Origin of the sequence: Sphingomonas sp. NFX23 (assembly GCF_049887795.1) — a bacterium.
In the GTDB taxonomy this organism is placed as follows: domain Bacteria; phylum Pseudomonadota; class Alphaproteobacteria; order Sphingomonadales; family Sphingomonadaceae; genus Sphingomonas.
The window spans coordinates 824,659-850,384 of the sequence record NZ_JAGEKH010000001.1; the positions used below are offsets into that span (position 1 = coordinate 824,659).

A 25,726-nucleotide genomic window follows, 5' to 3' on the forward strand; every position below is an offset into this window, starting at 1 on the left:
TTGGCTAGTGTGGAGAAGAGCGGGGTGGGCGCTGCCGATAACCGCGGCCGTCTACGCCGCTCAGAACCAAGGCACGGCCCCGGTAATGCCGGCTGATACAAACATGACGGCGCATAACAGGACGCTCCACTTGAGACTGAAGCGCTGATGCGCGCCGAGCTCGACTTTCGACAGGCCGATCAGCACATAGAGCGCGCCCACCAGCGGGCTGAGCTGGTGAACCGGTTGGCCGAGCAGAGATGCGCGGGCAATCACATCGGCACCGATGCCATAGCTTTGAGCTGCCTTCGCGAGGACCGGGACGACCCCGAAGTAGAAGGCGTCGTTCGACAGGAAGAAGGTGAACGGCATGCTCAGGAACGCGGTCATGAGCGGCAGGAAGCGCCCGCCACCGTCGGGGATTATATAGATGACGCTCTTTGCCAAGGCGTCGGTCATGCCCGTTCCGGACAGCACGCCTGTGAACACGCCAGCGGCGAAGATGACCGACACGACATTCATCACGTTGGACGAATGCGCATCGATACGCGCCCGCTGATCCCTGACTTTGGGAAAATTGACCGTCAGCGCGATCGCCAACGCCAGCATGAAGAGCAAGGCGAGCGGCATGATGTCGAGAACGAGGACGGCCATCAGCGATACCGTCAGCGCAAGGTTGAAGCGCTGCAACCATACCGGTCGATCGACGACCGCACGCACCGGAACGTCCTCAAGTTCGTCGGAACCGGCTTTCTGGGCAGAGCCGCCTTTCACGGTATCTACCAGGCCGAGGCGACGTCGCTCGGTGAGGCCGAGATAATACGCTATGCCCAACGCTGCGAGGCATGTGATGAAGACCGTCGGGGCGAGCGGTACGAACACATCGGACGGACTCAGCTTGAGCGACGACATCACGCGCACGGTCGGACCACCCCACGGGGCGATGTTGAGGATGCTGTTCGGCAGCATCGTCACCGCCGGTAGGATCATCGGATTGATGCCGAGCCGCCGATGCAGCGGCATCATCGCGGTGACGCAGATCATGTAGGTGGTCGAACCGTCGCCATCGAGCGAGACCACCATTGCCAGGATCGCCGAACCTACGATCACCCTCACGGGGTCGCCATGACAGATGCGGACCACGAACCGCACGAGCGGATCGAACAGGCCCACGTCGATCATCAACCCGAAATACAGGATCGCGAACAGCATCAGGGCGGCGGTGGGCACGATCGTCTTGAGCCCGTCGATCGCCATGTCCGGGATCTGCGGCGTGAAGCCCGCCATCGCCGCGAAGGCAATGGGAATGACGATCAGCGCGATGAGCGCCGACAGACGGTTCGTCATGATCGCCGCCATGAAAACAGCCACCATGAGATACGCTAGGACGGTCAGCATGAGGTATCTCCTCGGATCGGGCCGGTTGCGACCCGAGCGCGTGTTTTGAGTGTCTTGGCCCCACCGAGCAGCCCGATCCCGTTCATGAGAACAGCGTGCCGAGACCGGTGATGGGGGCGTACCAGCCATCGACGATCATCCTGCCCGCGACATAGAGGATGACGAACAGACCGATGTAGGCGACCCAGCGGTAACGCCCGATCACGCGCGCCAGCAGGTTGGCGGCAAGACCCATGAGAGCGACCGACAGCATCAGCCCGACTATAAGAATGCCGGGGTGCGCGCGGGCAGCGCCCGCGACAGCCAGCACGTTGTCGAGGCTCATGCTCACATCGGCGATCGCAACGGACCATGCGGCGGCTGCGAAGCTCTTCGGAACGGAAACGCCGTCCTGATTGATCGAGGCTTCGTCTTCGGCGGCGCCGCCGGCGGAGGCCAATTCGCGCCACATCTTCCACGCCACCCATACGAGCAGCAGCCCACCTGCGAACACCAAGCCGACGACCTGCATTAGCTGCGTGATCGCAAGCGCGAACACGATGCGCAGAACAAGGGCCGCGGCGATGCCGATCATGATGACCTTTCGGCGTGACGTCGGCGGTAGTCCGGCGGCAAGCGCGCCGACGACGATCGCATTGTCCGCGGCCAGCATCACGTCGATGAGAATGACCTGCCCGAACGCTGCCAGAGCGGCGCCCGATCCGAGGTTCGCGAAGTCATAGTGGATATGGGTCCAAAGCTCGATCATGGGTCGTCCCGTTCGATGCTGTGCTGTGAAGTCGGCAGGACGTGCTGAAACACGGCCATCAGAAGCTGACGGAGATGCGCGTGGCGTAGGTCTCGCCGTCGTCGGGGCCGATGTAGGCGCCGCCCTGGTTGTCGGTGTTCCAATGCGTCGCGTTGAACATGACCCGAGTGAAGGAGTTCAGATACCAGTTCACGCCCAAGGTCGTTTCCCACCCCTCGCCGGGGGTGGGAATGTTGGAGAAGCGCAGCGTTTCGTAGCGGGCGGTCAATTCGATCGCCCCTGTGCCGCCGTTGAAGACCGGTCGCTTCACATCGGGCTGATCGAACTGCCCGGTACGAGGGTTGTAGGGCGGCAGTTCGCCTGTGAGAAAATAGCCACCCGACAGGCTCGACGCCCTGGTCTGGAACGAGGGCGCGTCCAGGCGCCGTGCAGTACGATGGCCAGTCTCGCCCATGATCCAGAGCGGACCCAAATACCCGCCGAGTTCGGCGCCGTACCCCGTCGTTCCCGTGCCACCGTCCAGCGCCCCCGTCTGGACACGCAGGGCGCCATTGAACCGGCCACCGATGACGGTGCCGCGCGTCAGGTTGCGTTGCGCGGAGGAGAGATGCTCGTCGAACATCCAGGCCCCGACATGGACGATGTTTCCGTCGTTCTTGACCGGATTCCAGTGGCCACGCACGATGACCGTTCGTCCATCGGCCACGCGCTGATCGCCGTCGATGCGGTCGCCGGTAAGCTGCGTCGAGAAGTGCCAGGTGGGTCCGAAGATCCTGACCTGACCGCCCAACCCGTAGTAGCCGCGTTGCGGTACGATGGCGTTGGCGACGACGTTGCGATCGTGGAACGGCGTGGAGTCCGACCCGGTAATGCCTTCGAAGCTGCGGTCGTTGACCAGGTGACCGAAACGGATGTCGTAGTCCAGCTTGTCGAACAGGTGGTTGCGCCACCCCACATAGGCCGTGACGACGTCAGCGGTGTTCTCCGAGAAGTCCATCTCGAACTGGTAGATGAAGTGCGTACCGACGGCGCCCTCGATGCCGAGGCGGAGCGCGCGCGCGCCGGTGGTCGTGATGTTGCGTCCGTCATAGCGCGAGCCGACCGTCGAGCTGACATCTTCGATTATCCGGCCGCGGGGCTTGAACGAGAAGCTTCCGTCCGCCGACCTGAAGATCGGCGCGCCTGCACCCCATTTCGTGGTGACCCCGGCCGGATTGGCAGCGGCGAGAGCGCGGGCCATCGCGACCGAGGCATCGGCGGGTCCCGGCGGGACAAGCTGCGGTGCGAAGGGGACCAGCCCGGATCCGGCCGGCAGGCCCTGCATGGCCGGTGTAGCTTCCGTGGCAACTCGTGCCTGAGCAGTCATGGCAGCGGGTGCAGGTCCAGGTTGCTGGCGAGTCGCAGCATGTTCGACTGCATTGGCTTCGATTGCATCGAGGCGAGCCTTCATCGTCTCGAGCTCTGCTGCCTGTCGAGCCAGCAGATCCTTCTGCTCCCGGACCACGACGAGGAGGTCGTTGCGGTCGTTGGCGTTGTTCTGCGCGTAGGCGGGGGCAGCCAGGACGACGAGGCTCGTCGCCGCAACTCCGCAGAAAGCCTTCAGATCTCCACGCGGGCGGCGCGCGCGCCGGTGTGGAAAGTCAGGATGAAGCGTGTTCGAATGTGCGATCTTCATGGCAAAGCTCTCCTGATCGCCGTCTTCGTCTTGATGCGAAGTCGACGTATCGTCGTGTAGGGTCGTGGATCGGCCTGCAGTCTGCGCAGGCCCGGTTCGGCATGATCGGGGCTAGATGCCCCGGCTCAGAATCCCGTCAGCACCAGTTCGACATGATAGACTTCCGGGGGTTCGGCAAAATGCGGTGCGGTGAGCGCACGCCATTCGGCAAACCCCTCGGTCGCGCGGAAGGTCACCATGTGATCTTCGACGCTGTCCCAGCCCACCACCAACCGGTAGGCGAGCGGGTCCTCGATGGTTCGCTCGAGTCTGAAGCTGCGGCAGCCCTTGGCCACCTTGAAATGCCACTCGGCGGCTTTCACCGCGGCTTCGAAAGCCTGCTTCGAGTCAGGCTTGATCCTGATATGCGCGATTTCGTGGATCATGTGCGGGTCTCCCGATCGATGGTCGGTTCCAGTGGCGTGATGCGATCATAATTGTCGGCCCAGGCCAGGCCTTCGGCAGTGCCGGCCGCAGGCACGTATTCAAGGCCGATCACACCGGCGTAGCCGACCGTCGCCAAGGCCTCGAAAAAGGCGGGGAAGTCGATCGTGCCGCTGCCCGGTTCGTGCCGGCCGGGATCGTCGGCGATCTGTACGTGGCGGAACGCCCTCCCCCATTCCCGCGTGAACTGCGCGAGATCGACGTCGCTCTGCGCGGCATGGAAGGCGTCGAAGGTCATGAACAGGTTGTCCCTCGCGACTGCGGCGATCGCTTGGGTGGCCTTGTCCGGGTGGTTCATGAAGTAGCCGGCGAGCGTGCCGGCCCCGATCGGCTCGATGTTGACCGTCAGGCCAGCGCGGGCAGCCAGGTCGCAGCTATACGCGACGTTGCGAATGTAGACGTCCCAACTTTCCGCGTCGCTTCCACCCTGCGTCGGTACGCCCGACATCGGGTGGATGTACCGGGTGCCGAGGACCAGTGCGTAGGCGATCGCCTCATCGACGCTCGCGCGAAAGTCGGCTTCGCGCCCGACCATCGCGGCCAGACCCTTTTCACCGGGATCGCCCATCGGCGTCGCGATCTGAACCATGTGCAGGCCGTTGAGCTTGCACAGGTCAGAGGCTTCGTCGGGTGCCAGCGCGTAGGGCGCCGGGTGTTCGACGAACCTGAAGCCACAGCGCGCTGCCGCGGCAAAGCGATCGCGCAGCGCATGTTCCGTGAACAGGTAGCCCAGATGGGCGCAAAGCGGGAATTTCGTCATGGCGCGAAAGGCAGCGCGTCGAGACAGTCCCAGTCCTTCGCCAACGTCGCAAGGTCCGTCAACGTATCCTGCGGAAGTGCCAGACCAGTTTCGAGAAGCCGCACCTCGCTGCGTGCTTCGAGTTCGCCGGGGTAGAATATCTCGTCGTGGCCGGCGGCCAGCGGCGTGGCCTTCAGTTCGGCGATCATCTGCTCCATGCGCTCGGCGAACTCGCCCTGGGTCTGGAACGCCTCGATATCGAGCGCGATCATCATGTGCCCCGCGCCGCCGGGCTTTTCCGTCTGATAGGGTCCGTTGACGCGGGTGCCGAACTGGCTGCCGCTGAGCACGCCCGAAAGCATGTCCATCATGACCGCGATTCCGTAGCCCTTGTGGCCAGCCATCGGCAACGTGACGCCGCTCAGTGCGGCGACTGGATCGGTGGTCGGCTGTCCGTCGGCATCCAGGGCCCAGCCCAGCGGGATCTGAACGCCCTTCTGCCGCGCCAGATATATCTTGCCGCGCGCCACGCCCGTATTGGCTATATCCAGCACCATTGGCGGCAGGGCCCCCGCAGGAGCCGCCCATGACCATGGATTGGTGCCCACGGTCTTGCTGCGCCCGCCCCACGGGGGCATCGCCGGGCTGGCGTTGGTCGACAGGAATGCGACGCATCCGGCCCGGGCTGCCATGAGCGTGAAGTACATCGCGGTGCCGAAGTGGTTGGAGTTGCGCACCGCCACCGCGGCGATGCCGTGCGCCTTCGCACGGTCGATCGCGAGTTCGGTCGCGCGGGCGGTCGAGACCTGACCCATCGCGTCGTGGCCATCGAGAACCAGGACGGCGCCGGAATCCATCACGAGCTCCGGAACCGCGTCCGCGATCACGGCTCGTGACGCCAACCGTCCGACATACCACGGCAGGCGCATGACGCCGTGGGTCTGATGACCCCACAGATCCGCCTTGACGAGCGTGTCCGCTGCCAGATGCGCGTCGTCGCGCGTCATCCCTGCACGCTCGTAGACGAGCGCTGCGAAACGGGTCAGAGCGTCCGCTTCCACGACCGGGGACGCATCGCGCTGAGCCACGGTCATCGTCCGCCGTGCTCATCGTCGATACGCCGCGTCTCGCCCGTAGCGACGATAGTGCGATCGGCGTCGATGGAGCCATACACCCAGAAGATCCGCATCTTCGCGGTCGCCGACGTGTTGCGGAAGAAGTGGTGGATGCCCGCGGGAATGAAGGTGGTGTCGCCGGGTTCGACGCGCTGCTCGATCCCATCGATCGTCGCGATCGCCTCGCCTTCGAGCAACATCACGCTTTCTTCGCAGTTGTGATAGTGCAGCGGCACCGCGCATCCCGGGTCAAACTCGGTGATGCCGTTGATGAAGGCGGTAGCGCCGATTCCCGACCGGACGAGCGGATAGGTCCGCACACCGCCGCCCCGGTCCTTCGGCGTGATCTCCGAAGGACGCAGCAGGAGCGGTCTGGCTAGAGTTGCATTCGTCATGGCATTCTCCTGATGACTCGAGGTCAGCCCTGCGCAGGGCCGATCCAGACGGTCTTGATGTTGGTGAACTCGCGCATCCCGATGATGCCCAACTCACGGCCATAGCCCGAGCGCTTGATGCCGCCGAAGGGCAGGCGGGGGTCGGAGGCGACGATGCCGTTGATGAACACCGCTCCTGCATCGACGCGCTTGGCGAGGGTCCGCGCCTTGGCCGCGTCGGCTGTCCAGATCGATGCGCCGAGCCCGAACTCGGTGTCGTTGGCGATCCTTACGGCTTCGTTCTCGTCCTTCACCCGGATGATCGCGGCGACCGGACCGAAGGTCTCCTCTCGGGCTGCCGTCATCTCTTCGGTGACGTGGTCGATGATCGTCGGCGCATAGTAGAAGCCGGGTCGATCGAGCGGGGCACCGCCGGTGACCAGGGTCGCGCCCTGCCCCAGCGTGTCCTTCACCTGGCGGTCCAACTCGTCGCGAAGGTTGGCGCGCGCCATCGGGCCGATCTGCGTGGCACGATCCTTCGGGTCGCCGATCACCAAGGCCTCGACGTTGTGCTTGAACGCGGCGACGAACGCATCGGCAACGCTGTCATCGACGATGAACCGCTTCGCGTTGACGCAGCTCTGGCCGACATTGGTGTAGCGCGCCTTTACCGCCATCGCCGCGGCCGTCGCGATGTCCGCATCGGCAAGCACGATGAAAGGATCCGAACCGCCCAGTTCCAGAACCTGCTTCTTGAGCGCCTTGCCCGCCTGCGACGCTACGATCGTTCCCACGTGCGTCGAGCCTGTCAGCGTCACGGCGGCGATCCGGTCATCGGCGATCAGCGCGGCCACCTCGCCCGGCTGCAGCAGCAGCACCTTGGCAAGTCCGTCTGGGCACTCCGCCTTGTCCAGGATGTCCTGAATGAGCATCGCGCATTGCGGGACGTTGTTGGCATGCTTGAGGATCGTGCCGTTACCCGCCGCAAGGGCCGGCGCGGCGAAGCGGAAGAACTGCCACAGCGGGTAATTCCAGGGCATGATCGCCAGGACCACACCCAGCGGTTCATAGCTCAGAAGACTCTCGGACGCGCTCGATGCGATGGTCTCGTCGGCAAGATAGGCCGCCGCGTGTTCGGCATAGAAGTCGCAGTTCATCGCGCACTTCTCGACTTCACCTTCGGCCTCGGCGATCGGCTTGCCGACTTCCAGCGAGATCAGTTCCGCATGGCGCGACAGATCGGCGCGAAGCACCCGAGCGATGCGACGCAGCAACTCGACCCGGTCTTCGATGGCAACCTGACGCCAGGCCTTCTGCGCCGCGACCGCATGCGTCAGCGCTGCTTCGACGAACGCGGGGTCATGGTCCTCCAGACGTGCGAGTTCGTCGCCGGAAGCCGGATTGATCGAGAGCTGCATGGGAATCCTCGAGTGAGTTGCACCTGGCCACATACTATTGGCTGGTATTATGTAGCGAAACTATACCTACAAACGAACGTGGTATTGCGCAAGCATAAAATACCAGCGATGGTCATCCGATGAAGACCACCGCATTATCGACGCAGCTTGCGGGGCAGATCACCGATCTGATCGCATCAGGCATATTGAAGGTAGGGGAACGCGTAACGGAGCGCGGTTTGGCGGAGAGGCTGCGGGTGTCGCGCTCGCCAGTGCGCGGAGCGCTGTCGGTACTGCGCATGCAGGGCTTCGTCGAAGAAGCGGACGACGGCAGCACGCGGATCGCGCCAACGTCGAATGACGCCATGCCGAAGTCGATCATCGCAGCGCCTGCTGCAGACGATGAGCAGGTGTATTTTCAGATCGCGGACGACCGGCTGAACGGCAAGCTTCCCGATCGCCTGACCGAAAGCGAGTTCCTGCGTCGCTATCCCGTCACGCGCGGCAAGCTCGGTCATATCCTCAGACGAATGGTCGAAGAGGGATGGATCGCACGGCTGCCGGGCAATGGCTGGGAATTCCTACCCGTCCTCACGTCGCTGGAGGCGTATGATGACAGCTACCGTTTTCGATTGCTGATCGAGCCGGCGGCGATCCTCGAGCCGCGCTTCGCGCTCGACACGGAGATTCTGCAGGTCGTCCGCCAGCAGCAGCAGTGGCTGATCGACGGCGCGATTCACGATGTCAGCGACATCACGCTGTTCGAACTGAACACCGGGCTCCACCAGGCGATCGCCGGGTGCAGCCGCAACACCTTCTTCATCGATTCGCTCAGGCGCATCGATCAGTTGCGCAGGCTGATAGACTACAAGCAGATGCTCGACCGGGACACGGCGAAGGGCCGATGCCGTGAGCACGTCCACATGGTGGATCTCCTTCTGACGGATCGCAGGCAGGAGGCGTCTGACTACATGCGCGCCCACCTCTCCTCGCTGGCGATATTGAAAAGCAGAGCAAGGGCGGAAGTCGTCGCCAGGCCATCGAACCTGGATATGAACGGCTGAGTCCAGCTGTATCGAGCGTCGTCCAAGTGCCGAACTGCTGGTTGAAGTTCATGATGAACACCCGGCGCATCGTCATTCCCGGTATCAGCGTCATGGTGCGGATGGCGGCCAAGGCGATACTTAGGGCGGAACAGATCTTGTCGCCGCGGTAGACAACGCATTCGATACAGAGATGCGACAACGTCTCGACACGCTTGCAGGATGATAAGACGCATGATCGACAAAGCCGCTTTTCCTGGCTGCGCGAACTTCGAATGGTAGAAGCCTTATCATGACCGCATCACAACGAGGTTTTGCAAGGCCGACGACTGTTCCACTCCTTAATCGTTACCGGGACGAACCGCCCGCATTGGATAGGCCCTCTTCGGCCAGAGCCTGGATAACCGATGGCTCATGGTTCATCCGATCGAAGAATTTGCGTAGCTGCGTTGGTAAGGATATGTTGAAGCGCAAAGCCGCCAGCAGCGTCCAGTACAGGTAGCAATCGGCGATGGACATAACGCTTCCCAGCATGAAGGCGTTGCTGTCCATCTGTTCCGAAAGTGAATTGAATGCTTTCTCCAACGCTTCCCGTGCCCTCCCTAGTTCCTCCTCGGGAGCTTTTCTGAAGAATGGGCCGAGATTGCCGTGAACGGTGGTCGCCATATAGGATAGCGCCTCGAGAGCGCGAACGCGCCCTAGGGCGTGATCGGGAAGAAGGGCGCCGCTGCGGTCTGCGATATGTGCGAGAATGGCAAGGTTCTCGGTGAGCACCGTGCCGTCGTCCAGGCGGATCGCGGGAACGGCGCCGCGCGGGTTGACGCTGCGGTAGTCGCTGCCATCCGCCGTCCGCATGTCGCCCTTGCCGCCGCTAAGTACTGCGAGCGTATAGGGAAGCTTGGTTTCGATCAGTGCGATATGGTCGGCCAGGCTGCAAGCGCCCGGAACGTAGTACAGGATCATGATGGCCTCCGTCCGGCCAACCCGCGTCAATCGACATTCGGGTGGCCTGGTCTATTTCGTTGACCGGGGCTATCCGCCAAACCCGAAACGGACAAGAACGCATATTTTGAGGACCAAGGCAGATGGATGTGACTGGCGTCTCTACCGCTGGAACCGGGTGCCGTGGTGTCAGCGAAATCCTGAACAGGGTCGGCGACAAGTGGACCGTCCAGGTTGTCGTCGCGCTTCGCGATCAGCCTCGTCGATTCAACGAACTCAAGCGGCAAGTCGCTGGAATATCCCAGCAGATGCTCACCCGCACACTGAAGACATTGGAACGCGACGGCCTCGCCAGCCGAACCGTAGTGACCCGCACGCCGCCGCAGGTTGAATATGCCCTTACCGACCTCGGGCGCTCTCTCGCGCAACCGCTCCGGATGTTAGCGGAATGGTCCATCGCCAACCTCGACAACATCCACCAATGTCGAGAACGATACGACAACGAACAGTGAGCGAGGCGAGTGCTCTAGATGGAATGTCATTTTGCCCCATCACCGGCGATGAACACCGACGGAGGTCTTTGAGGGCTACCTCCGGGGGCCGATGGTGCGTGGAAACGCCTCGATCCGGAAGGCGCAATTTGGTAATAACCCCATGGTTGATGCCGGCTTTTCGGAAAACTCGACGCTTTACAGGATGCAATTCTTCCCCGACCGGATCGTGCCCGCCGAGCGGGCATGGGCAATAGCCCTAAGAGGCTCCGACGTGCTTAATGGCGCGGTGGGACTGCTCCCGGAGCGTGTGCTTAAACTACCGAACTGGGCTATTGGCTGGCCCTCCGTTCGCCGGCAAAGGGGCGTTCAATTGCTGCGGCAAGAGCGGTTGTTCTGTTCGGCTTTTAAAGCGTTGGCTTCCCCTGTCTCAGGTCCGGGTATTTGTAAGCGTCCGGCGGGTGCTGCTTCGCTGGCGGCGGCGCGATGATAGAGGACGCCTTTACCGCCGCACGTCCAGGCTACCCTTGAAGCGGATGTATGGCTTGATCACGAATGCTATGCTGGCGGACTCGAAGCGAGCGGCTAGTATCTGCGAAACGGGCATCGTCAGAATGACGCCGAAGTGCGGAACGGGAACGTCACGACCATCAACTGGATTGGCCAGTGCCGGACCGCTGCGGCAGTCCGGCTTCAGGTGAGCGGGAATCTGATGACCGAACAGGTCGAAATCGATCAAGGTGTCGGCGCGTCGACGCTCGGCACAACCGAGGACTTCGCCGTATCAAGGAACGGGCCTTTTCCAAATCCTCGACGAGGAAAGCAATGTGAAATGGTTTGAGGAACGTCACTGTGGCAGGTGTGCCGGACGATGCGTATGAGACCGCTCGTCGTCGTCGCCCTCTGGTGGGAAAGGGGATTCGGTGAAGAGAGTGCGAAACGCATACGCCTTCGGGCCCTTCCGTCTATCGGTCGTGGAACGAACCCTATCGCGTGACGGGGAGCGGCAGCCGCTGGGAAGCCGCGCGTTCGACATACTCCTGGCGCTGGTGGAGCGGGCGGGAACGCTGGTTGGCAAGGCCGAACTCATGCAGCTCGCGTGGCCGGCGACCACGGTCATCGAGAGCAATCTCACGGTGCACGTCGCGGCGTTGCGCAGGATACTCTCGGACGGACGGGACGGCACGCGCTACATCGCGAATTCGCCGGGTCGGGGCTACCTTTTCATCGCGCCCGTTCAGGTGGTGGCCGAAGTGAGCACCGCTTCATCCGCGGAGCACTCGGAGCCGCGTCCTCTGGACCCGCCAGCGGCGCTCGTCCAGCTTGTCGGCCGGGACGAAGCGGTATCCTCGCTCGTCGAGAAAGTCCTGAAGCACCGGTTCGTGACGCTGGTCGGGCCAGGCGGCATCGGCAAGACGTCCGTCGCTCTCGTCGCCGCGAAACGTCTGAGCACCGAGTTCCAGGGAGGTTGCCGCTTCATCGACCTTGCACCGCTGCAGGACCCGGCATTGATAGGCACGACGATCGCGCAGGTGCTGGGCCTGAAGACGGACAGCGCGGACACCCTCGCCACGATCGTCGATCACCTCAGGTCGAAACCCGTCCTTCTCGTCCTGGACAATTGCGAGCATCTGATCGCGGGGGCGGCGGACGTGATCCTCGACCTTCTGCAAGCCGTGTCAACGCTTCATGTGCTGGCGACGAGCCGGGAACCGCTTCGCACCGCGGGGGAGCGCGTCGTCAGGCTCGAGCCGCTCGCGGCTCCGTCGGGCGACGGACCGATGTCCTGTGAGGTCGCCATGTCCTACCCTGCAGTCGAGCTGTTTCTCGCAGTCGTCCGAGCGAACAACGACCGTTTCGAGTTCAACGACGCGCAGGTCCCGCTCGTGACCAACATCTGCCGCAGGCTAGACGGATTGCCGCTCGCGATCGAGTTCGCCGCCGCCCGCGTCGATCTGCTTGGCCTGACCACCTTGCTGGCCCGCCTCGACCGGGGACTTGCCCTATTGACCCAAGGGCGCCGCAACGCCCGCCCGCGCCAGAAGACGATGCTGGCGACGCTGGAATGGAGCTATGGCCTCCTCGATCGTCAGGAACAGCTGGCGCTTCGCCGTCTATCGATCCTCAGAGGCTGGTTCCCGCTGCAGATGGCCATCGCCCTCGCCGGGGAACCGGATGCGGACGAACTGGACGTCGCGGATCTCGTAGCGAGTCTGGTGTCCAAGTCCCTTCTGACGGTGGAGCATCGCGGCTCGCTGCCGATCTACCGCCTGGCCGAGACCACCCGCGAGTTCGGCATGGCGAAGGCTCAGGAAGCCGGGGAGCTTCCTGAGCTATGCCGGTCCAGCGCAAGGCATCTCGTCGAGTTGCTCACAGGTGCGGACCGGGCGGAATGGAGAAGCGGAGGCGTGTCGCGGCATCTCATCGACGACGTGCGTCGCAGCCTGGAATGGGCCTTGTCGCCGGATGGCGACATCAGGACGAGCTGTGAACTCATCATCGCGTCGGCCCCGACCTGGATCGACCTTCTGCTGATCTCGGAATTCCATGGCTGGGCGCAACGCGTTGCCGCCGCCGCAGCGCTGATCGTCCCACCGGATCCGAACCTGCAGATGCGGCTTGCGAACATCCTGGCGCTGGCGGATCTCGAGAACGGCGTCACGCCGCTGTTCTGGACGTCGCTCCTGCAGGCGTTGACGCTGGCGCGGGAGATGGGCGACGCCACGCAGGAGCTATTCGCGCTGTTCGGGCTGTTCCATAGCCGCGGTGCCGATCTCGAGTGCGAAGTCGCGGCATCGTACGCGGCGCAGGTCGGATTGGCGGCGCGACGGGCAGGCCATCCGCAGGCAGAGCTTCAACATCAGTCGCACCTGACCCACTCGCTGTTCTTCCTTGGCCGGTCGGTTGAGGCCAAGGTGGTTGCGGATGGCATGTTGCGCGGTGCCGCCAGCATCGTGGGTCCGCCGCCAACCCTGCCCTTCGAAATCGATCCCCGGATCTCCGCCTTGACGAGTCGGGCGCGTTCGAACTGGGTCAGCGGATTCCCGGACCAGGCGCGCGAGGACGTCGAACGAGCGCTGGCGGAGGCATCGGAACTCGGACATCCGGCATCGCTCTGCCACGTCCTCGTGAACGGCGCATTGGTGCCGCTCTGGCGGCGCGATCTGGCGATGGCCGATCGGATGCTTGCGATCTTGAAGGCTCAAGCTGAAAGCCTGCGCGTGGAGCGTTGGAAGATGTTGGGGAACGCCCTCGAACTCGCGCTGCTGCCGCTGCGCGAGAATGGAGAGTCGCAATCGCCGAGCAGGTTCGCGTCGCGCGAGATGGAGTTCCTTCCATATGCCCGCGCGATGGGATGCACGGCGCATGAGGCGCATTTCGGATCGTGGATCGACCGCCGTGCGGATCGGGACGATGCGATCTGGTGCCGCGAGGAGGTCTACCGCCTGCGGGGCCTCCGCCATCTGCAGCGCACCGGAGCAGCGGGGGTTGCAGAGGCGGAACGACTGGTCCGCCTCGGTTTAGATCTGGCGAACCTTCAGGGCTCGAGAAGTTGGGCGCTCAGATCGGCGATGAGTCTCTGCGTCGTCCTCGAAGCGGACGGTCGGGGTTCGGAGGGGAGAGCCGTCCTGTCGGACGTCTACCGCCAGTTCACGGAGGGCTTTGACACGTTCGATCTGAAGGAGGCTCGTCGGTTGCTCAAAATGCCGATCTGCAACGCGGAGATTGATTACGCGATGCGCCAGGTCGCAGACCGGCGGCCCTCCTTGATCCATTGAGCGCGTCAACGGCCGTCGGACCGGTCACGCGGACCATGGTCCGGTGTACCCGCCTTTCATGCAGCGGCAACCATGGACCGACCATCATTGTCGCGCAGGCGCGCGGGTGAAGCAGCGGACGGGCTCAAGCCCGCCCGCTGCTCTTCGAGTTCGCCCGCGAACGCCGCGGGTGCCGCGTTCCCCGGGTGAATCCCGTCAACAGTCCTGCCCGCGAAGGCCGATACGACGATGACAGGACTGCCGGCCTGCGCTACCCGCGTCTCGGTGCTAGCCGTTCGTCGCCTCATAGCGCAACGCTACTTCGCCGTGCTCGTGTGCGCGGCAACGCTGTTGCTCAAGCTGCTGGTGCCGGCCGGATACATGATCGGTACCGAGCATGGCCGGATCACGATAGAGCTCTGTTCCGGCGTCGCTCCTCGAGCCGTGACGATGGCGATGCCAGAGATGCACGGCGACATGCCCGATCACGGCAGGTCGCAGGACCACGGCAAAGCTGAAATGCCGTGCGCCTTTTCGGGCCTGTCAGCCGCATCGCTCGGTGCGATCGATCCCGTTCAGCTCGTCGCCCTGATCGCCTTCGTCATGGCGATCGGGCTGTCACCAGCCATCCAACCGGCAACGGTCCGCCGTGGCCATCTTCGGCCTCCGCTTCGAGGCCCCCCGCCCGTCCTTTGACCACCTGATCGCGCGCTCCTTCAGGAGCAACCACGTCAACGGCCCGCGTGCTTTCGCGGGGCCGGTCAAAGGCCCATACATGATCCGATCCCACCTGCTGGCGGGGGCGTGCCTGCCCTGCCTCCTGCTCGCCGTCTCGGTATCCGCTCAGGATGACGCAGCACACATCACGAAGTCCGAGCTAACAGCCACCAATGCGCAGGGCATTGGACCGGCTGAAACCGGCGACATCATCGTCACGGCGCTGAAACGCCCGCAGGCGCTTCAGGACGTGCCGGCAAGCGTCACCATTCTTTCCGCCGACCTGTTTCGCCGCCTCAACGCGCAGGACTTCTCCCGCGTGGCGGACTCTGTCCCCGGCTTGGCCTTCGCGACCACCGGGCCCGGCAACTCGCAGTACATCATTCGCGGGATCGGCGGGGTCGGGTTCGTCCAGTCGCCGACCACAGGCGTCTATCTCGACGAAACCCCGCTTCAGACCCGCGCGCTCCGCGGCTTTTCACAACCCGACCCGCAGCTGTTCGACGTCGCTCGGGTCGAAGTGTTGCGCGGACCGCAAGGCGTGCTGTTCGGATCGTCATCGATGGGCGGCCTGGTCCGCATCGTGACGAACCAGCCGGATGCCACCAAGATCGCCGCACTGGGTCAGGCGAGCGTTTCGACCATCACCGATGGCGGCACGAGCTGGGACGCCAAGGCGATGCTCAATCTGCCGATCGTCGCCGACACCCTGGCGCTGCGCGTCTCGGGCGGGTTTGTCCGGCAGGGCGGCTGGATCGACGATCTGCGACCCACTACCGGCGACCTGACTGAGAATGCGGGAACGTCGGCGGTCCGCAAGGACGTCAACTGGACGCGTACCGGCACGGTTCGCGCTGCGCTTCGATGGAACGCCACGCCGAGCCTGACAATCACGCCGTCGCTGGTCTGGCAGGACGCCTACAGCAATGCCGACCGTCCCCATAGTGACGTGACCTTTGGCAAGCGCGCGCGGCTGAAGGCGCGGTATGCCGACACGTATGCCAAGGATCGGTTCGTCATCGGCTCGCTGCTGATCGAGAACCGGTTCGATGCGCTCGGTGGCTTCACCCTGTCGTCCAATTCGTCCTGGCTCGACCGGCGCAACCGTCTGTCGTTCGACGTCACCGCGTTCGATTCTCCGATCGTCGAGGACATCGTCGGACCGGGTCCAGGCGGCAAGCTATTCCCAACGCCGCTCAAGGATTTCGGCCGCACGAAACAATTCACGCAGGAGGTGCGCGCGGTGTCCGATGGCCCGGGGCAGCTGCAATATGTGTTCGGCGCGCTCTACCGCGACCTTCATCAGGACTCGGGTCGCACGATCACCGTCGCCGACCTGTTCGGCGTCACCACGCCGCTGCCGCTTGGTGCCAGCAGCCCGGCCGTCATCCAGGACACGACGGTGCGCTTCCGTGAGAGCGAGGTCGCGGCGTTCGGCGAGCTGACCTATGCCGTGGTGCCGAAGGTGAAGGTCGCCGCTGGCGCCCGGGTGTTTGCCTATCGCCAGCGCGAAGCGAGCCGACGCTACGGCATCGGTGGCGTCGCAGGCGGCGATCTCGCCTACGACTATGAAGAGCGCAATCGCGAGAACGGCGTCACACCGCGCTTCACGCTGAGCTATGAGCCAAGCCGTGCCGCGACGCTCTACGCCAGCTACTCGCAGGGATTCCGCACTGGGGGCGTCAATGCGCCCGTGACGGATGATATCTGCTCGGCCGCGGAACGTCGCGCGGCAGCCATTCCCGATGTACCGCCGCCCTACGACAGCGATCGTACCGACAATTACGAGATAGGCGCCAAGACCAGCCTCTGGGGCGGTCGCGTGCGGATCAACGGTGCTGCCTATGCGATCGACTGGAAGGACTATCAGCAGGCGTTCCAGACGGCGTGCGGGATCAACAATGCGACGACCATCGCCTTCACCGTCAATGCCGGCCGGGTTCGTAGCCGTGGCGGCGAGCTTGAGGTTTCCGTGTCGCCGGTCCGGGGGCTCGATCTTCACGCGGGCGGATCGCTCACCGACGCGACCTACCGCAACGACGTTCCCAACCTTCTGCTGCCGGCAGGGTCCCGCGTGCTCGATGTGCCGCGCTGGCTGTGGAATGTTCGCGGCGAGTACGAGACCGCACTCACAGAAGGACTGACCGGCAATCTGTTCGCCGCGGCGCGTCACGTCGGTGGCTCCAACAGCGGGTTCGGCGAAGGCGAGGTGCTGCCGCGTCCGGCGTATACGCTCGTCGACGCCTCGGCAGGGGTGACGATGCGTGGCGGCGTGGGAATCGACCTGTTCGTCACCAACCTGTTCGACGCGGTGCCGGTCTTTGGCCAGGAATTCACGACGTCGCCCGGCAACACCACTGCGACCAGCTACTTCTCCTATCTCGTCGGCCCGCCACGGACTATCGGGATACGCCTGACCAAGGCATTATGAAGGCGGGCATGGACGCTTCGGTAATGAGCAGGAACCCACCTGACGGCCGGGGGACGTCCGGCGCACCGTGGTACAACGCGGTATGGCGCTGGCACTTCCATGCTGGTCTTGCAGAATGAGTTGCCTGCGCTGGACGAACACAAGAGGAAGCCTCGCATGGAAGTAGGCAAGTTAGAGCGGCCCCGCTTGGACCGGATCTAGCCGGATCATCAAGCGAACCGTATACCGGTCATCACGTCAGCAAAAAACGGTGTGCCAAATGTCAGTGGCAAGCGTCGCTCCACATAGAATTTTGATAGTCAGCCGATCTTCGATCTTAGCCGCCGACTATACGATCGATGGCGTCTCCGGCTTGGCGTACTTGGCCTCAAGCGCGACGTAAGCACTGGAAAACAGCTGAACGCTCGAACGCAGCACGTTGTCGTAATCTCCTGAGCTGCATTTTCCTTTGGAGATCCGGTTGATTCTGCCTGTCTGGGCCATTGAGAATGTCAAGGATCCCAGAAGATGATGCGCAAACCAGAACAGTTCTTCGTCAGGCACGTTTCCTATCTGGCGCATGATTTCCAAGAAGCGCTGAACGACGTCATCGAAATGCTTGTCCATGTAGAATGCGCCACAGAATCGGGTGGTGTTCGTCATGCCTATCAGAGACATGAAATTGGACCAGCCTTCGCCTAGCGAGAACACATGATCGAAGATCGGCCTTAGAAAAGCGTCGATCGCTCCGGCGGCTTCCAGTTTACTGGAATTCTGTGCCTCGTAGTCGTTCAGAACCTGAATGCGGATCGGATTCAGAATGGATGCCCGACGAGACCAGACGGCTTCGAAGATATTCTCCAAGCCATCGAAATAATAGTTGATGAGTGCCGGCGTCACCCCGGCAGCGGACGCGATCGCCTTGATCGTGACGCCATCTCGACCATGATACGCAAAAAGCGTTTCGGCCTCGTCCAGAATGACCTGGATGGTCGCCTCTCGCCGCTCGGACTGAGTACGGGCCGGTGCGCGGGTCCGGCGAGGCTTGTTCGTGAGCGGGGCTGCGATGTCCTTGGCGGGCGTCATTCGTGCATCGTAGTCTACTCGCGTGGCCATTGCGACCCGGGATCCCGGCGAAGGCGGCCACGAGGACGGCGACTCCTCTTCGGTGACGGCATGGGGCCCCATTCCGGTTTGCATACGGTCTCCCATCATATCCCGCTTGCCAACGTCATTTTTATAATGTTACTGTCGGTAACAACAATAACATTTCATACACCGAATCAGGTTGGTTTTCAATCGGGCGCTTGCGGATGGCCGCAGAGCAGCTCTGTCTCCGCAAAGGAGGCGCTTTAGGAGGGGGATTAGCATGCGTAAGGTCTCGTCGCGGCGGCACACTGTTGGGTGCATGACTGCTGTATGGCTGGCATTTGCGGGAAGCGGTGCAGCATGGGCTCAACAGGCGCCTGTCGAGGCTACGCCGGCGGCAGATGCGGCAGAAAACCCGGCCGACGGACAGGACGGGGCTCGAAAGGACGAGATCGTCGTCACCGGGTCACGCATCCGGCGTTCCGTCGACGAGACTGCGTCCGCTCCCGTCGCAGTCTTGGACGCCGACAATTTCAAGCAGCGCGGCTTCAACCAGGCCGGCGACGCACTCAACGAGCTGACCTCCAACACGCCGCAGCGCAATCCGCAGCCCTACGTTTCGAACGGGCAAGCGGTAGCCGGTGCCGACTTTCCGAACCTGTTCAACCTCGGGCCCGCTCGAACTCTGACTCTCGTCAATGGGCGCCGCACGGTTTCCACTTCGCTTGGTCTGGGCGACGAAGCGGTCGATACGAACATCATCCCGCTCGGACTGCTGGACCGGATCGAAGTGGTCCAGGGCGGCGGCGCCGCCGTTTACGGATCAGGCGCGATCGGTGGCGTCGTGAACTACGTTCTGAAGAAGAACGCTCAGGGCGTGCGCCTCGAGGCGCAGAATACCGTAACTGGCGATGGCGACTATTCGCTCCATACCGTGCGCCTGACGGCGGGCCGGAACTTCGCGGGCGGGCGAGGCAACATCGCCATCGAAGCGGATTACTCCAAGACCGACCCGCTCGTGTTCAAGCAGCGTTCTGACCGCTTCATTTCGGGAGCCGGTCTAAACCTCACGCCCGGTGCTGGCGCCAATGGCATTCCGTTCACCACCGCATACAACGACGCCACGCAGTACGTGGATCAAAACGGCCTCGTCGTTACCGGACCGTTCAACTACGACGTGAACGGCGTCGTGAAGCAGGGTGGCCGCGGCGTCACGATCGACGGAGACGGCAACATTGCCTTGAAGGGGCTGGGCACTCCGGTTCCTGGAGTTGCCACCTCCGCGACGGGAAGCGATCTGCGTTGGCCCTTCAAGGACTACGGGACGCTCGTTCCTGGCGTAGAGCGAGCCATCGGATCGCTCATCGGTCATTACGATCTGACCAGCAACCTGACGTTCTCGACCGAACTGCTGGTTGCCCGGACGCGGTCGCGTCTCGTGAAGAGAGGCGCACTGCTTCAGCAGTACATCCCCGTGCTGTCGTTCGCGTATTCCGACCTGCAGCCCCTGCCCTTCACCCGCAACAATCCGTATCTGTCGCAGAGCACGGTCCAAGCGCTTTCAGCGGCCAATCCGGGCTTTGCCGCTGGCCAGCCGCTCTATCTCTCGAAAAACTTCCTCGACGTCGATCCGAATGGCGGCGACCAGTTCTTCACGACCACGACCTATCGCGCGCTGGCTGCGTTGAACGGCAACTTCAACCTTGGGAAGCGGCGCTTCGACTACGAGGTGTCCTACTCGCACGGTCAGGTGAATACCGATATCGATGCGTACGCGCCCATCTATCCCAATTTCCGCAATGCGGCGAATGCCGTCCGCAACTCGGCCGGCCAGATCGTCTGCGCGATCAACCAGGCGACTGTCGTCGACGCGTCCTGCGTCCCGTTCAACATCTTCGGCACCGAGCGGCCAAGTCAGGCCGTCCTGAACTATGCCGTCGGCAAGAGCGGCGTGACCGATTCCGGCACGCTCGGCCCGGTGAAGAACCTGCAGGACGACGTGCTGGCCACGATAAGCGGCGACGTGGTGCGTCTGCCCGGAGGCATGGCGAAGTTCAGCGCAACCTACGAGCATCGCGATCAGCGCGCGTCGTTCAATCCTTTGCAGGGTGACCTAGACGGCATCTACCTTGCAGGCATCAAGGCCGTGGGCGGTCGTGGGGGCTTCAACACCGACGAGATCGCCGGTGAAGTCGCAGTCCCCCTGGTCGGCGGCGATTTTCGTCTGCCCTTGGTCCAGGCGCTCGACTTCGACGGCTCGTATCGCCTGGTCAACAGCACCCTAGCCGGAAACAACTCCGTTTGGGGCGTCGGCGGCCGCTGGCTGATTGGCGCGGGCCTTACGGCGCGCATCAACCGCAGCCGCAATTTCCGCGCACCCAGCATCAATCAGGTGAGCGCACCCGGTTCGGTGGCGATAAGCGGCGCAGGCAACCCGTGCTCGATCACGGCGATCAATGGCGGTCCCAACCCGACGGCGCGGCGGGCGAACTGCGTCGCCTTGTTCACCGCTAACGCGAACTACGGACTGAACAGCTTGCCGGCCGGCGTCGCACCGACGGTCGACAACCGCCTCGCCAACTTCGTCGGGACAGGCACCTCACAGGTGCAGCTGACGACCAGGGGCAATCCGGAACTGCAGAACGAGGTGTCGAACGCTTTGACATTCGGGTTCGTGTTCCAGCCGACGTTCCTTCGCGGGCTGACAATCACCGCAGATCGTCTCGATCTGAAGATCGGCAATGCGCTGGCCCTGTTCGGCGTCAACGAGTTCGCGTCGACCTGCTTTGACCAGCAGCCGCAGTCGGACGTCTATTGCGGAACTCTTGGTTACGACAGCAACGGCGACATCAACCGCGGCGTCGCCACGACCGTGAACGCCGGATCGGCACGGCTGAAATCAGACCTCTACAACATCGACTACCGCTTCTCCCTCAGCAGCATTTCCGCATCCTTGCCGGGCCAGCTCGCACTGACGGCGTCTGCGACGCACAATCGTCTGGAAGAGGTTGTCTACCTTGGAGTGACGCAGAAGCTCGACGGAACGGTGGCGTTGCCGGAATGGTCGGTTCACTTCGAGTCGCGATACAAGATCGGTCCGGCGCTCATCACCTACGCGCTGAACTACCTCTCGCCTTCATTGACCGGACAGGGTGCAACCGTCGAGAATTCCACCGACGGCTTCTACAAGGTTCGCGCCAATTACCGGCACGACGTGTCGCTCGAATACACGATTGCCGATCGATACGCCTTGCGCCTTGGCGTCAACGACCTCTTCGATCGCAAGAACGAATACCCTGCCGCTTCATTCGGCGACATCATCGGTCGTCGTTTCTTTGCAGGCGTAACCGCGCAGTTCTAGTCCGATGCTTGGTGATGACGGCGCGATGCCGTCATCACCCCATCCGAGTGCATCAACAATCGAGAGGTTAGGATGAGAATGTCTAAGCGTTTGGGCTTGGCCTCAGTGGGCCTCTTGTTTGCAACCAGCGCAAGCGCGTTGCTCTACGGCGCGTCAAACGATGAGACCGCCGCAGGTCTCGTCACCGTCGTGCAGGGGGCCGTCTCCGGTGCGCTACCGGCCATACTGCCGACGCCCGCGCCTACTCCAGCGGCACTGGCCGGTTCTCAGACAGGCCTCGTCGCCCAGGCGTGGCTGACGACGGGGGATCAGCAGTCGCTGCTCGCACCCCAGGCGCCCATCCCCTTCTACAACGGGACGGGTGCCGGAAACGTGATCGTGGTCGATCCGAGCGTCCGGTATCAGAAGATCGAAGGCTTCGGCGCGAGCATCACCGATGCGTCCGCCTACCTCATCCAGCATGCCCTCGGGCCCACCCAGCGCGCGGCGCTGATGAATGATCTGTTCGGCGCAGGCGGCAACCATTTCGGCATGACCCGGCTGACCCTTGGTGCGTCCGACTTCTCCAGGACGCATTACAGCTACGATGATCTCCCAGCCGGACAGACGGATCCGGCCCTGGCGCAGTTCTCGATCGCGCCCGCCACCACCGACGTGCTGCCGACGGTCCGCGCCGCGAAGGCGCTCAATCCCGACCTCGTCGTCATGGGCACCCCGTGGAGTCCCCCGGGATGGATGAAGACCAGCGGATCGCTGATCGGTGGCACGCTGCGCGATGACAGCTTCCACGTCTTCGGCGCGTATCTGGCCAAGACGGCCCAGGCCTATGCCGCGGCCGGCGTCCCGCTCGACTACATGAGCATCCAGAATGAACCGGCGTTCGCACCGACGGACTATCCCGGCATGCTGCTGTCTCCGGACCAGCGCGCCGCGTTGTTCGCCGATCACGTCGGTCCGCAGCTTGCGGAGGCATCACCGCAGACGAAGCTTCTCGAACTCGATCACAATTGGGACCTCAACCCGCAGGCGTTGCAGGTGCTCGCGAACGCGCGCGCGGCGCAGTATGTCAGCGGCAGCGCATTCCACTGCTACGGCGGAGACGTCTCGCAGCAGTCGATCGTCCACAATCAGTATCCTCTCAAGGACGTGTTCTTCACCGAATGCGTCGGATCGGCGACCGCGATCAACTGGGCGTCGAACCTCGGTTACGACATGCAGAACCTGATCATCGGCACCACCCGCAACTGGGCTCGCGGCGTTGCGTTCTTCAACGTCGCGCTCGATACGACATTCGGTCCTCACAAGGGCGGCTGTCTTGCCTGCACGGGCATCGTGACCGTGGAGCCGATCACCGGCACCTACAGCCGCAACGTCCAATACTACTCGCTTGGCCATCTCAGCCGCTTCGTCCAGCGCGGTGCCGTGCGGATCGCCTCGACCGAGCGCGTCGACAACGTCCTGTCCGTGGCGTTCGCCAATCCTGACGGGACCGTCGCCCTCCTCGCCTACAACGCCGACGGCGCCGACCATGATCCGATCATCTCGACGCCCTACGGTGCCTTCACCTTCCACTTGAAGGGGCAATCTGCCGTAACGTTCAAATGGCGCGCGCCGTCATGAGGACGCGGCGATGATCGCGTCGATGCAGGACCACCAACTGCGCGTCCCGCAATTGCTCGAGCACGCAGCGCGTCACCACGGCACCACCGAGATCGTGACGGCCTGGCCGGATATGACGGTCACGCGCCGCACCTGGGCGGAGTTCGCCGAAGATGCACGGCGGTTGGCACAGGCATTGGAGCATATGGGCATCGGACGCGGTGACCGCGTCGCGACCCTCGCGATGAACCATGCGCCCCATCTCACCGCTTGGTTCGGTGCGATCGGGATGGGCGCCATCGTTCATACGCTCAATCCCCGCCTCTTCGACGAGCAGCTGATCTACATCGTCAACCATGCGGCCGACCGTGTGCTCTTCTATGACGTTGCCTTCGAAGGCCTTGTTGATCGCCTACGCGACCGCTGGCCGACGATCGAGCACTTCATCCGCATCGACGGCACGGGATCAGGAAGCCTGTCCGACCTGCTCGAGTCTCAGGACGGGCAGTATGACTGGTCCGAGGGTGACGAGCGCGAGCCATGCATGCTCTGCTACACCAGCGGCACGACGGGTGCTCCAAAAGGCGTGCTCTATACCCATCGGTCGACGGTGCTCCATGCCATGGCTGCCGTTGCCCCCTCCATGTTCGACCTCTCGGCTGCTGCCGTGATACTGCCGATCGTGCCGATGTTTCATGCGGCCGGCTGGGGGCTGCCCTTTGCGGCCGCCATCGCAGGCGCGAAGCTGGTGCTGTGTCCCACCAACGAGCCGGCGCTGCTGGCGCGCGTAATGGCTGACGAAGCCGTGACGCATTCGGCGGGGGTGCCGACGGTGTGGCTTAGCCTGCTGGCCTATGCGGATACCACTGACACCTTCCCGCAAGCGCTTCGTCACGTCAGCATCGGTGGGTCCGCGGCGCCTTCGTCGATGATCGCGCGGTTCGAGGCGGCGGGCGTCCGCGTTGCCCACATCTGGGGCATGACGGAAACGTCGCCCCTCGGCACGATGGGGCAGTGGCCCGCGGCCTGGCCGACGATGGACGAGGACGAGCGGCTTGCGCTCACGTCACGTCAGGGCAAACCGCCGTTCGGCATCGAGTTGGCCCTTGTCGACGATGCCGGCGCGCGTCTGCCTCATGATGGCGTGACACCTGGACGATTACGTGTCCGGGGGCCCTGGGTGATCCGTCGGTATTTCGCGGCGAATTCCGATGCGGTGGACAGCGACGGATGGTTCGACACCGGCGATGTCGCGATCATGCATCTCGACGGCACGATGCAGATCACCGACCGCGCCAAGGACATGATCAAGTCGGGTGGCGAATGGATCAGCTCGGTCGATCTGGAAAACGCCGCCGTCGGCTGTGCCGGCGTCGCAGAAGCCGCGGCGATCGGCGCGATCCATCCCAGATGGGGAGAACGGCCGATCCTGCTCGTCGTTCGGCGTCCGGCCAGCGAGGTGTCGGCAGCCGAAGTTCGCGACCACCTGCAGAGCCATGTCGCAAAATGGTGGCTCCCTGACGAGATCGTCTTCGTCGACGAGCTCCCGCACACCGCAACCGGCAAGATACTGAAGAGCGCTCTGCGCGATCGGTATGCCGGTTCGTTCGCAAACGCCTAAGGCCTCAATCGAAGGAACGTCATGTTAGCGACACTTATTGCCCTCGCCGCAGCGACTGCGCAGCCGCAGACCGCCATGACGGAGGATGCATGCGCGCGCATCGATGCGCAGGTAGGTCAGAAGGCCAAGGCTGAGCAGGACGGCGCACGACGCCAGCTCGACTGGCCCAATCTGTGTCGCTACGCCGACGAGAATACGAAGGTCGCCGCCTCCCCTCGTATCGTGTTCATCGGTGACTCGATCACGGAGTTCTGGAAGCGCGATCAGCCTGCGTTCTTCTCGTCTTCGGTCCTCGGCCGCGGGATCAGCGGCCAGACTTCCGAGCAGATCCTGCTACGCTTCTATCAGGATGTCGTCGCGCTCAAGCCGGGCGCGGTTCACATTCTGACGGGGGCGAACGACATAGCCGGGAACACCGGGCTGATCACCCCGGAGTCCTGGCAGAACAACATCCGGACGATGGTGGATCTGGCCCGTGCGCGCCGGATCAAGGTGGTGCTCGGGTCGCTGCTCCCAGCGGATGCGTTCTGGTGGAATCCATCGATGCGCCCGGCAACGCAGCTCGCAGCGATGAACGGCTGGCTTCGCGACTATGCGAAGAGCCAAGGTGTCCCGTTCATCGATTACTATGCCGCGATGGCGACACCGACGGGCGGCATGAAGCGGGAACTGACGGATGACGGCGTCCACCCCAACAAACGGGGCTACGACGTCATGAAGACCGTCGCCGATCCCACGCTGCGCGCTCTGGCAGAGTGATGCGGCGAGTTCTTCGTTCCGAATGAGC

21 protein-coding genes are annotated in these 25,726 nt (G+C 63.3%); 10 read left to right on the forward strand and 11 right to left on the reverse strand.

The window, feature by feature from the left end:
* Window positions 1-60: 60 nt before the first annotated feature.
* The 8 genes from J4O76_RS03645 to J4O76_RS03680 all read right to left on the reverse strand — a co-directional run bounded on the left by J4O76_RS03645 (window position 61) and on the right by J4O76_RS03680 (window position 7,929).
* A complete protein-coding gene (locus tag J4O76_RS03645) occupies window positions 61-1,377 on the reverse strand; it encodes a CitMHS family transporter (protein WP_426280323.1) in 1,317 nt (438 codons plus the stop codon).
* Between the two features lie 82 nt (window positions 1,378-1,459).
* The gene (locus J4O76_RS03650) at window positions 1,460-2,125 is read right to left on the reverse strand and encodes a YjbE family putative metal transport protein (protein WP_426280325.1); all 666 of its coding nucleotides are present in this window, start codon (window positions 2,123-2,125) and stop codon (window positions 1,460-1,462) included.
* A gap of 58 nt (window positions 2,126-2,183) precedes the next feature.
* Entirely contained in the window at window positions 2,184-3,800 is a 1,617-nt protein-coding gene (locus tag J4O76_RS03655) for a porin (RefSeq protein ID WP_426280327.1), read from the reverse strand.
* A gap of 125 nt (window positions 3,801-3,925) precedes the next feature.
* Window positions 3,926-4,225: a putative quinol monooxygenase gene (locus tag J4O76_RS03660; protein WP_426280329.1), complete on the reverse strand. Its 300-nt coding sequence runs from the start codon at window positions 4,223-4,225 to the stop codon at window positions 3,926-3,928.
* Window positions 4,222-5,043 carry a hydroxypyruvate isomerase family protein gene (locus tag J4O76_RS03665; RefSeq protein WP_426280331.1) on the reverse strand — a complete coding sequence of 274 codons (822 nt, stop codon included), beginning with the start codon at window positions 5,041-5,043 and terminating at the stop codon, window positions 4,222-4,224. The genes J4O76_RS03660 and J4O76_RS03665 overlap by 4 nt, the downstream gene beginning before the upstream one ends.
* Window positions 5,040-6,116 (reverse strand): Ldh family oxidoreductase, encoded by a 1,077-nt coding sequence (locus J4O76_RS03670; protein WP_426280333.1) that lies wholly within the window; start codon window positions 6,114-6,116, stop codon window positions 5,040-5,042. The genes J4O76_RS03665 and J4O76_RS03670 overlap by 4 nt, the downstream gene beginning before the upstream one ends.
* Window positions 6,113-6,532 (reverse strand): cupin domain-containing protein, encoded by a 420-nt coding sequence (locus J4O76_RS03675; RefSeq protein WP_426280334.1) that lies wholly within the window; start codon window positions 6,530-6,532, stop codon window positions 6,113-6,115. The genes J4O76_RS03670 and J4O76_RS03675 overlap by 4 nt, the downstream gene beginning before the upstream one ends.
* Window positions 6,533-6,555: 23 nt before the next feature.
* Window positions 6,556-7,929: an NAD-dependent succinate-semialdehyde dehydrogenase gene (locus J4O76_RS03680; RefSeq protein WP_426280336.1), complete on the reverse strand. Its 1,374-nt coding sequence runs from the start codon at window positions 7,927-7,929 to the stop codon at window positions 6,556-6,558.
* 119 nt (window positions 7,930-8,048) lie between these two features.
* Between J4O76_RS03680 and J4O76_RS03685 the strand changes: the two genes are divergently transcribed.
* Window positions 8,049-8,972, forward strand: a complete 924-nt coding sequence (locus tag J4O76_RS03685; RefSeq protein WP_426280338.1) for a GntR family transcriptional regulator — start codon at window positions 8,049-8,051, stop codon at window positions 8,970-8,972.
* 327 nt (window positions 8,973-9,299) lie between these two features.
* On the opposite strand, the gene J4O76_RS03690 is transcribed toward J4O76_RS03685, so the two are convergent.
* Complete coding sequence (locus J4O76_RS03690; protein WP_426280339.1) at window positions 9,300-9,914, reverse strand: glutathione binding-like protein; 615 nt, start codon at window positions 9,912-9,914, stop codon at window positions 9,300-9,302.
* A gap of 122 nt (window positions 9,915-10,036) precedes the next feature.
* On the opposite strand from J4O76_RS03690, the gene J4O76_RS03695 reads away from it, so the two are divergent.
* Both J4O76_RS03695 and J4O76_RS03700 read left to right on the forward strand, forming a co-directional pair.
* Window positions 10,037-10,405: a winged helix-turn-helix transcriptional regulator gene (locus J4O76_RS03695; protein WP_426280341.1), complete on the forward strand. Its 369-nt coding sequence runs from the start codon at window positions 10,037-10,039 to the stop codon at window positions 10,403-10,405.
* Between the two features lie 91 nt (window positions 10,406-10,496).
* On the forward strand, window positions 10,497-10,874 hold the full coding sequence (locus J4O76_RS03700; protein WP_426280343.1) for a hypothetical protein: 378 nt from the start codon (window positions 10,497-10,499) through the stop codon (window positions 10,872-10,874).
* 12 nt (window positions 10,875-10,886) lie between these two features.
* Here J4O76_RS03700 and J4O76_RS03705 read toward each other — a convergent pair whose 3' ends face one another.
* On the reverse strand, window positions 10,887-11,123 hold the full coding sequence (locus tag J4O76_RS03705; RefSeq protein WP_426280345.1) for a hypothetical protein: 237 nt from the start codon (window positions 11,121-11,123) through the stop codon (window positions 10,887-10,889).
* Window positions 11,124-11,358: 235 nt separating this feature from the next.
* Between J4O76_RS03705 and J4O76_RS03710 the strand changes: the two genes are divergently transcribed.
* The 3 genes from J4O76_RS03710 to J4O76_RS03720 all read left to right on the forward strand — a co-directional run bounded on the left by J4O76_RS03710 (window position 11,359) and on the right by J4O76_RS03720 (window position 17,290).
* Complete coding sequence (locus J4O76_RS03710; RefSeq protein WP_426280347.1) at window positions 11,359-14,163, forward strand: ATP-binding protein; 2,805 nt, start codon at window positions 11,359-11,361, stop codon at window positions 14,161-14,163.
* Window positions 14,164-14,391: 228 nt separating this feature from the next.
* Window positions 14,392-14,838 (forward strand): DUF2946 family protein, encoded by a 447-nt coding sequence (locus J4O76_RS03715; protein WP_426280349.1) that lies wholly within the window; start codon window positions 14,392-14,394, stop codon window positions 14,836-14,838.
* Between the two features lie 79 nt (window positions 14,839-14,917).
* A complete protein-coding gene (locus J4O76_RS03720; RefSeq protein ID WP_426280351.1) occupies window positions 14,918-17,290 on the forward strand; it encodes a TonB-dependent receptor in 2,373 nt (790 codons plus the stop codon).
* Between the two features lie 327 nt (window positions 17,291-17,617).
* Here J4O76_RS03720 and J4O76_RS03725 read toward each other — a convergent pair whose 3' ends face one another.
* Window positions 17,618-18,355 (reverse strand): TetR/AcrR family transcriptional regulator, encoded by a 738-nt coding sequence (locus J4O76_RS03725; RefSeq protein WP_426280353.1) that lies wholly within the window; start codon window positions 18,353-18,355, stop codon window positions 17,618-17,620.
* A gap of 322 nt (window positions 18,356-18,677) precedes the next feature.
* Between J4O76_RS03725 and J4O76_RS03730 the strand changes: the two genes are divergently transcribed.
* The 4 genes from J4O76_RS03730 (at window position 18,678) to J4O76_RS03745 (ending at window position 25,698) form a co-directional block, all read left to right on the forward strand.
* The gene (locus tag J4O76_RS03730; RefSeq protein WP_426280355.1) at window positions 18,678-21,719 is read left to right on the forward strand and encodes a TonB-dependent receptor plug domain-containing protein; all 3,042 of its coding nucleotides are present in this window, start codon (window positions 18,678-18,680) and stop codon (window positions 21,717-21,719) included.
* A 78-nt stretch (window positions 21,720-21,797) separates the two neighbouring features.
* A complete protein-coding gene (locus J4O76_RS03735; RefSeq protein ID WP_426280357.1) occupies window positions 21,798-23,339 on the forward strand; it encodes a glycoside hydrolase family 30 protein in 1,542 nt (513 codons plus the stop codon).
* 10 nt (window positions 23,340-23,349) lie between these two features.
* Window positions 23,350-24,939: a long-chain fatty acid--CoA ligase gene (locus J4O76_RS03740; RefSeq protein ID WP_426280359.1), complete on the forward strand. Its 1,590-nt coding sequence runs from the start codon at window positions 23,350-23,352 to the stop codon at window positions 24,937-24,939.
* A 21-nt stretch (window positions 24,940-24,960) separates the two neighbouring features.
* Complete coding sequence (locus J4O76_RS03745; protein WP_426280361.1) at window positions 24,961-25,698, forward strand: SGNH/GDSL hydrolase family protein; 738 nt, start codon at window positions 24,961-24,963, stop codon at window positions 25,696-25,698.
* The last annotated feature ends 28 nt before the right edge of the window (window positions 25,699-25,726 follow it).